The sequence below is a fragment of the Clostridium uliginosum genome, from assembly GCF_900112485.1.
GTDB classification, from domain to species: Bacteria; Bacillota; Clostridia; order Clostridiales; family Clostridiaceae; genus Clostridium; species Clostridium uliginosum.
Genome location: NZ_FOMG01000056.1, coordinates 1 through 8887 on the forward strand (window position 1 = coordinate 1; position 8887 = coordinate 8887).

The 8887-nt window shown below is 27.6% G+C and carries 7 protein-coding genes; 1 reads left to right on the forward strand and 6 read right to left on the reverse strand.

The window, feature by feature from the left end:
• Window positions 1–873 precede the first annotated feature (873 nt).
• The 6 genes from BM027_RS17645 to BM027_RS17670 all read right to left on the reverse strand — a co-directional run bounded on the left by BM027_RS17645 (window position 874) and on the right by BM027_RS17670 (window position 7558).
• Entirely contained in the window at window positions 874–1479 is a 606-nt protein-coding gene (locus BM027_RS17645) for an NUDIX hydrolase (RefSeq protein WP_090094486.1), read from the reverse strand.
• Between the two features lie 141 nt (window positions 1480–1620).
• Window positions 1621–1851, reverse strand: a complete 231-nt coding sequence (locus BM027_RS17650) for a hypothetical protein (protein ID WP_090094487.1) — start codon at window positions 1849–1851, stop codon at window positions 1621–1623.
• A 494-nt stretch (window positions 1852–2345) separates the two neighbouring features.
• A complete protein-coding gene (gnd, locus tag BM027_RS17655; protein WP_090094488.1) occupies window positions 2346–3245 on the reverse strand; it encodes a phosphogluconate dehydrogenase (NAD(+)-dependent, decarboxylating) in 900 nt (299 codons plus the stop codon).
• Between the two features lie 54 nt (window positions 3246–3299).
• Window positions 3300–4616, reverse strand: coding sequence for a gluconate transporter (gntT, locus tag BM027_RS17660; protein ID WP_090094489.1), 1317 nt, complete (start codon window positions 4614–4616; stop codon window positions 3300–3302).
• A 28-nt stretch (window positions 4617–4644) separates the two neighbouring features.
• Window positions 4645–6177 carry a gluconokinase gene (gene gntK, locus BM027_RS17665; RefSeq protein WP_090094490.1) on the reverse strand — a complete coding sequence of 511 codons (1533 nt, stop codon included), beginning with the start codon at window positions 6175–6177 and terminating at the stop codon, window positions 4645–4647.
• Between the two features lie 523 nt (window positions 6178–6700).
• Window positions 6701–7558, reverse strand: coding sequence for a MurR/RpiR family transcriptional regulator (locus BM027_RS17670; protein ID WP_090094491.1), 858 nt, complete (start codon window positions 7556–7558; stop codon window positions 6701–6703).
• Between the two features lie 341 nt (window positions 7559–7899).
• On the opposite strand from BM027_RS17670, the gene BM027_RS17675 reads away from it, so the two are divergent.
• Entirely contained in the window at window positions 7900–8622 is a 723-nt protein-coding gene (locus tag BM027_RS17675) for a class I SAM-dependent methyltransferase (protein WP_090094492.1), read from the forward strand.
• The last annotated feature ends 265 nt before the right edge of the window (window positions 8623–8887 follow it).

The window sequence follows — 8887 nt, forward strand, 5'->3', positions numbered from 1 at the left end:
CCCATTTCTTTAATAATATATGTTAGCTTGTATTTTACAATTTTTGAGTAATTAATCATTAGTGATGCCTCCTTAAATTTTTATATATTTAAGGGGCTACGCCGCATTTTTCTATATATTTGTCAAGTGTTAATTGAAAAAAAAGCAAGGTATATTTTTATACCTTACTTTTTTTGAACAATATCAATGTCATTTTGTTAACTAAATGACATTGGCCTACTGACTTATTATTTTTTTAAATATACCTAAAAATGGGGCTGTCTTATAATACAAATGATTTAATGATGTGATGTATATTCAAAAAAGAAATAGAAATAACATTTGTGGAAGAAGCATTGAAAAATAAGCTTAACGTTTCTTCATTTGAAGTTGTTCCATAAATGATTGTCCTAATGCATATTAGGAGCAATCTTTTATGGGTACAACTTTAAATGTTAGAAACTAGGCATATTCAGCAAAATAACAAGTCAGTATGTTAGTCTATTTTGAGTCATACTACGTCAGTAACATTAGCTAATAGTTTACTATTGGTTAATGTTACTTCCTTGTCTGACTTAAAATATACGTCACATCTTTGACTTGTTATTTTGTTTCATATGCCTTAGCTCATTTTTCTAGTCTTCTTGAATAAATGTTATTTCTATTTCTTTGTTATTACTTCACTTGGTAATTTTGAGACAGCCCCATTTTTACTTTTTCTATTTTTTTATTTATAACTCTGCTATCTCAAATTAAATTTTGCAAATTATTATACAGAATAACTATCTTTTACGATAAACATAATACTCATTTTATTATGTTTATTTTAAACTTATTTAGGCATCTGAAAATAATATGTAATGTTCTAGTGTATATTAAGATAATTAAATTATTTTATACAAATAATTTTTCACCTAACTCTACAAAACTTTGTAATGCAAGAAAACACTTTACATCAATCTTTTCATCACTATCTATAATTTTTTTTGCTTCTTCCTGAGATACAAGCATAGCTTCAATATCTTCATCTTCTTCAAGATATTCCTTTGAAAATTCTCCTTCGCAAGTACAATAAACTAGAGCTAACGCTTCATCTGTCATACCTGGTGATGCATAAACCTTATCATTACCTTTATTCGTAATTTCTAAAATCTTAAGTCCTGTTTCTTCCATAAGTTCTCTAGTTACTGTAGTTTTTATGTCTTCATTAGGATCAACAAGTCCTGCTACTAACTCATATACATAATTATTTATAGGAACTCTATACTGCTTTATTATAACAAGTTTCTTAGTTGCCTTATGGAGCGCAACTATTACAACCCCATCAATGTTGTCTTTCTTACCATTAAAATATTGTTCTTGTAATGTATCCTCATCTTTTCTTGAAGCAATAATCCAATCCTTTATATTCCCAATCTTATTTTTATACTGCACACTATATAAATTCAAAAATTTTGTTGCTGCTAAATTATTAAACTTAATAATTCTATTTTCTTTCATAAATATATCTCCTTTTGTATTTTTAATACTACTAAAATTTTTATTATTGTAATTTCTATCTATTTATAATAACTTTAATTATACTACTATTTTTTTAATATAATAAATATAAAGTGAACCTTTCTTTCTTCTTAGGCATATTTAATCCCATTCAATTACTAATATCTTTAATTCATCTTGTTTAAGTGATACCTTATATCCATCTTGAATAAGCCACGTTGCTAATTCATTGACCATTTTATTTTTCACTTCATCTTTTTCATCTATAGCAAAAACAGCTGAGACCTTACTTACCCCTGCTTTTTTACCTTGTTCTATATTTTCAGATATTATATTTTTATTATCAAGTAATTTTCTATTATACTCTTCCAAATTATAATCTCCTTTCACTAAAGCTTAATGCATCTCCAAACAAATAACTAGTCAGTCTTTTTGTCTTTTTTGTACTATACTGCTTTAATAAAGATAGCTAATAACAGCAGTATTAACCGCCTTCACTTCCTTGTCTAGTTCAAAAAATCCTAAGAATCTTTTACTAGTTATTTGTTTTACAATGTGTAATTGTACCTATATAATTTTATGATAAATTTTTATAAATATTACCTAAAATACATCATTGTTTTAATAATATTTCACTTTGTTTTAAAACCGTGTTGATATTGTTATATAAACGCTTTGCTAAAACATAGCCTTGTATAATCTAGTTATAGAATTTCATAAACCTAATAAAAAATAGCAGTAAAAGCCTTAACTTTACTGCTACCTTTTATTACATATGTTCTAATTAATATTTATAAAATTAACTTCTAAATAAATACTATACGCACTGAATAGATTTAAATAAACAATGATATTTATAATATATATTATTTATTTTTTTCTACTTCATGTCCGCCAAATTCATTTCTTAAAGCTGCAACAACCTTACCTGTAAATGTGTCTTCTTCAAGTGAACGATATCTCATCATTAATGATAGTGCTATAACAGGTGCAGGGACTTGTAAGTCTAATGCTGTCTCTACTGTCCATTTTCCTTCTCCCGAAGAATTCATTATGCCCTTTATACTACTTAAATCTTTATCTTTACTAAATGCTGATTGTGCTAGTTCCATAAGCCATCCCCTTATTACTGAACCATTATTCCATAGTTTAGCTACCTTTTCATAATCAACATTAAATTCACTCTTAGAAAGAATTTCAAATCCCTCTGCTATTGATTGCATCATTCCATATTCTATTCCATTATGAACCATTTTAGTAAAATGTCCACTTCCAGGTTCTCCAACATGCAAATATCCATCTTGGATAGATAAATCTTTAAATAACTCTTCACAATAGCTGAATACCTCTTTTTCTGCTCCAACCATTGTACATGCTCCATTAAGAGCACCACTAGTCCCTCCACTAGTTCCACAATCCATAAAATCAATTCCTTTTTCTTTTAAGAATTTATATCTCCTTATTGTATCTTTATAGTTTGAATTACCTCCATCAATTATTATATCTTTAGGATTTATGTATTTTACTATTTCTTCTATTGTGCTATCAACTGCTCCTCCAGATGGGATCATTAACCATATGATCTTTCTTTCTGGAAGCTGTTTAACTAGATCTTCAATGCTACAAACACCTTTTGCTCCCTCTTTTATAATATTTTTAACACTTTCATTATTTAAGTCATATGCTACTACTGAATGATTATGATTTAACAAATTTAATGCTATATTAAATCCCATCTTTCCAAGTCCAATTATTCCTATATTCATAAATATCGCTCCTTTTTTATTTTTAATTTATTAATTTATTAATTTACTATATTTTTAAATAATAACACTTAAAGTCAAAACTCCTACAAGCCCGCATACTGAAATTATAGTCTCCATTACAGACCAAGACTTTAATGTTTCAGTAATAGATAAATTGAAGTATTCTTTAAATATCCAAAATCCAGGGTCATTAACATGAGAAAATATTAAGCTACCTGCTCCTGTTGCAATTACCATTAGTTCTGGACTAGCTCCAGTTGCGCCTATAAGTGGCGCTACTATTCCAGCTGCTGTCATAGCTGCCACTGTAGCTGAGCCTAATGCGACTCTTAATATTGCAGCAATTAACCAAGCTAGTAAAAGTGGTGATATACTACTACCTTGCATTATACTTGCAATATATTTATCTACTCCACTGTCAACAAGAACTTGCTTTAAAGCACCTCCACCACCAATGATTAATATTATCATTGCTACCGTATTAATTGACTCACTTATTGTTTGCATAACTTCTGGCATTTTTTTGCCTCTATTTAATCCAAAAGTGAATATAGCTACAATAACTGAAATTAATAATGCAATTACTGGATCTCCAAAAAAACTTGTTATTTTTACTATTTGAGAATCACTAGGAAGAGTCATTTTACTTATGGCCTGCACAGCCATTAAAATAACTGGTATTAATGCTGTAAATACACTCACCCCAAAACTTGGCATTTCTTCTTCTGTAAATATTTTAGGATTATATAATCCTTTAGGTATAGGATGCTCCATTCCTTTTAAAAACTTTGTAAATACTGGTCCAGCAAGTATCACTGTTGGAATTCCAAGTATTGCACCATATAATAAAGTTTTACTTATGTCGGCATTATAAACTCCTGCTATAGCTGTTGGTCCTGGATGTGGCGGTAAAAATCCATGAGTTACTGATAATGCTGCAGCCATAGGTACACCTATATATAGAAGTGGTATTTCAGCTTCTGCTGCTATTGTAAATACAAGTGGTATAAGTAAAACAAAACCTATTTCATAAAATAATGCAAATCCTACAACAAATCCAGTAATAACTACTGCCCATTGTATTTTGTCTTTACCAAATTTATCTATTAAAGTTATGGCAATTCTTTGTGCTCCTCCACTATCAGCCATAAGTTTACCTAGCATAGCTCCAAACCCAATTATAAGTGCTAAACTTCCTAAAGTTCCTCCAACACCTGATTTTATAGAATTTACTACAGTAACTACTGGCATTCCTTCCATTATACCTACAGTAAGAGCAACTAAAATTAATGATATAAATCCATTTAACTTAAACCCAATCATTAATAACAACAATAATGCAACTCCTATGATAACTATTAATAATGGCATATAAATCCCCCCATTTTAAGTTTTTACATTAATTTCCTTCATCTTGTAACTTACTTATCTCTGTAAATTCATCTTTTAATTTTTCATACAACTTTTTATAAATTTCAAAATTCTTTGCATAAATTTTGTGATTTTCTATGTTAGGTTCAAATACCTTTGATATTGGAACTAACTTTTCAACTTCCTCAATATTATTGATAATATTCATGGCTTTCATAGCAAGTATCGCTGCACCTAAACAAGAACTTTCATAACTTTCCGCAATAACAACCTTTTTATTGAATATGTCTGCTAATATTTGTACCCAAAGCTCTGATCTTACAAATCCACCAGTTGCATAAATTGTATTTATTGATCCTGTAGTTTCCTCTAAAGCTTTTCCAACATCATATATTCCGTACATTACACCTTCAAGAACAGCTCTTAAAAAATGTTCTCTTCTATGCTTAATGTTAACCCCAAAAAATACTCCTTTAGAATTTGCATCCCAATATGGTGCTCTTTCACCCAATAAATATGGTAAAAATATGAGACCATCTGCTCCTGGTTTAACCTTCAAGGCTTCCAAGTTTAAGATATCATATGCATCTATATTCAGTTGTTTTGCAGAACCAATTTCTACTGATGAAAAATTATCTCTAAACCACCTATAAATTATTCCTCCATTATTTACTGCACCACCTAGAACATAATGTTCTTCTGTTAAAATGTAACTAAATATTCTTCTAGAGACATCATTTTTAACTTTTTTAGATGCTACTCTTATTGCCCCACTAGTTCCTATAGTTACTGCAGCATCTCCATCCTTTATTGCATTAGCACCTAAGTTAGCAAGACATCCATCACTTGCACCAACTATAAACTTAGTTTCTATTGGTATTTTCATATAATCTGCATAAACATTACTTAATCCCTTAATTATATAAGTTGTTGGCACAGGTTTTGAAAACTTTTCTTCTGAAATTCCTATATATTCGAGTGCTTTTTTATTCCACCTAAGATCATAAATATCAAATATACCAGTTGCTGAAGCAATAGAATAATCAACTATATATTTATTGAATAATTTGTAAAATACATATTCTTTAATTGATATAAATTTGTTAGTATTATTAAACACATCTTTGGAATTATCTCTTAACCAACATAATTTGCACAAAGGTGACATTGGATGTATTGGTGTTCCTGTTCTCATATAAATATCTTGTCCTATATCACTGTTTTTTAATTCTTCAGCATATTTATTACTTCTTGTATCAGCCCAAATTATACAGTTAGTGAGAGGGTTTCCCCCCTTATCCATTGCTATTACGCTATGCATAGCACTACTAAATGATATTCCTAATAACTTATTTTTGTTGATATCGTTTTCTTTGACTACATCTTTAATACTATCTAGCACTGCTCTGAAAATTTCTTCCGGATTTTGTTCACTCCAAGATGGATATGGATTATATAGAGGATACTCTACATTACACTTTGTTAAAACATTACCATCCATATCAAAGGCTATTGATTTAGTACTAGTTGTCCCAATATCAACTCCTATTAAATAGTTCATTTTCTTCCCTCCTCTTTTCAAATCATGATATAGTTTTAAGAAAATATTTTTCGTATTTTTGTTTTATTGCTGTTTTTTAATATTTTATAAAGAAAATTTTCTTTGTTCAAATTATAGCACCTATTATTTATTAATACAATACAAAACAAGTGATTCTTTGAAATTATTTTTCTTTTTATTGTTTTTTGTCTTATAATAAGGTGTTTAAGAAATTATTTTTCATGAATTATTTTTGTCTTATTTCTAGCATTTTTAATATTCTCACTTGTATTAAAATGGAGATAAACACTGCTACACACCTGAATAAGTTCTTCTAATGTACATCAAAAAATAATAGACCAAAGATGCGTTGTATATTTGATCTATTACTTTTTTTAAATGTGCCTAAGATTCAGATGGAGAAAAGCATTCCTCATAAGTAAACTTCACCTGAATCTAAGAATCACTTGATAAGTAATAAAAAATGGAGCTACTACAAAACTAACTAAGTTAGTTTTGTAGTAGCTCCATTTTTCATTAATATTTAAAATCTCTTACTAGCTATTCCATTCCTTATACGTTCTAGATTATCTAAAGTTTCATCTTTTCTTTTAAGTGCTGTTCCTACATAAAGCCAATCTATTATCATTAGAGAAGTAAGTCTGGATTCCATAGCTTCACTTCTAAACATAGATTCATTCCCATATGCTGTTAAATGTACATCTGAATCTTTAGCAAGTGGTGATTTTTCATTTCCAGTAATAGCTATAATATTGATTCCTTTTCTTTTAGCTAAATTTATATTTTCTACTAATTCTTTATTGCTCCCAGAATTTGAAAAAGCTATAATAACATCACCTTCATCTGCCATAGATGAAAACATCATTTGCCAGTGGGAATCACTTGAAGCAACACAATTTATTCCTGTTCTAATAAATTTATGATATGCATCATTTGCAATTGTCCAAGACCCACCCATACCAAAAAACATTATTTTTTTAGCATTTAGTATTAGCTCAATCGCCTTATCTATATGTTCAGTCTTATTTATTTTTAATGTGCTTTCAATACTATTTATATTAGAACTCATAATTTTACGCATAATTATATATGTATCATCATTTTCTTTTATCTTTTCATAAATATTGTCCATTGGTTCTACTACAGATCCTGCTAAATTAATCTTTAAATCTTGATATCCTTTATATCCAATTTTACTGCATAACCTAAATACAGTTGCTTCACTAGCTTTACTTACTTCAGCTAATTCTGTTATTGAAAAATGAATTATATTTTTAGGGTTTTCTAATATATATTGAGCAACTTTTTTTTCTGCACCTTTTAGTTCACTATAAACATTAGTTATTCTTTCTAGGCAACTCCTATTTTTTTCATAAGACATGATATCTCTCCAATCAAATATATATAGTCAATTTACAAATCAACTATCTTTTTACATAATTTAATTATATCATATGAAATTTCTGAATAGCAAAATTTATTATTGTATATTTTGCAAATCCAATCTAATATTTGTATATATAAATTATTAACATTTTTATGTAAGGCACAGTCAAAAAAATAATACATCAGTATGCTTAAAATTAATTTTTATAATTATTTTACTATACGACTCTTTTTAACTTATAAATATTAGTAATATGTTTAATTAATATTTTTAAAAAATTATGATAAACTATACTCTAAGAATCTAAATTCTAATAATTATATGAGGTGATTAGTATGTCATTTTATAATGAACTATCAAAGTATTATAAATATATATTCCCTACTAACCAATCTACAGTAGATTTTTTAATAAACCATTTTTCTAGTGACGAAAATATTTTAGATATAGCTTGTGGTAGTGGCGAATATACTGTAAGTCTAGCTAAAAATAACTATGATATTATAGGTATAGATTTAGAAACAGAAATGATTGAAAAGGCTACTGAGAAAGCTAAAGAAGATAACTTAAAAGTAACTTTTCAAGTTGGAAATATGCTTTTTCTTGATGATAAATTTGAAGCCAATAGTATTGGTGGAATATTTTGCATTGGTAATTCGTTAGTTAACTTAGATACTATAGAAGATGTTAAACTTTCACTTGAAAGTATGTATAGAATACTTAAATTTAACAGAATACTAGTTATTCAAATTGTTAATTATGATAGAATACTAAAATTTAATTTAACTGGACTTCCTACTATAATCAATGAAAAAGCTAAAATAGAGTTTATTCGTGACTATGTTTATGAAAACTCTAAAATTTCATTTAATACAACATTAAAAACTGTGGATGGAGTTTTTTATAATAGTGTTAAATTACTTCCTCTAACTAGTAACAGTCTAACTACTTTGTTAAAAGAGATAGGATTTAAAGATATAAATCTTTATGGTGGATTTAATAAATCTAAATTTGATATTAATAACTTTATTCCATTAGTTTTAACTTGTAAAAAATAATTTTTTAGTATTTAGGTACATTTAAAAAATACGTCTCGATAAGTTGATTATCAAGACGTATTTTTTTATTATACAATATTTTTTTTTAATTTTATATTTAAAATTAATTAAGTAAAAAGGTATAAAATTAACACCTCTTTCAGTTTAATTTCATATCTTTTATATAATATTAGGTTGTTGAGTAAACAAAAATTGTAAAAAATAAATAAGCCATTCCTTTGTGATATAATGATTTCGCTAAAAACAACAAATACATCACATAAGG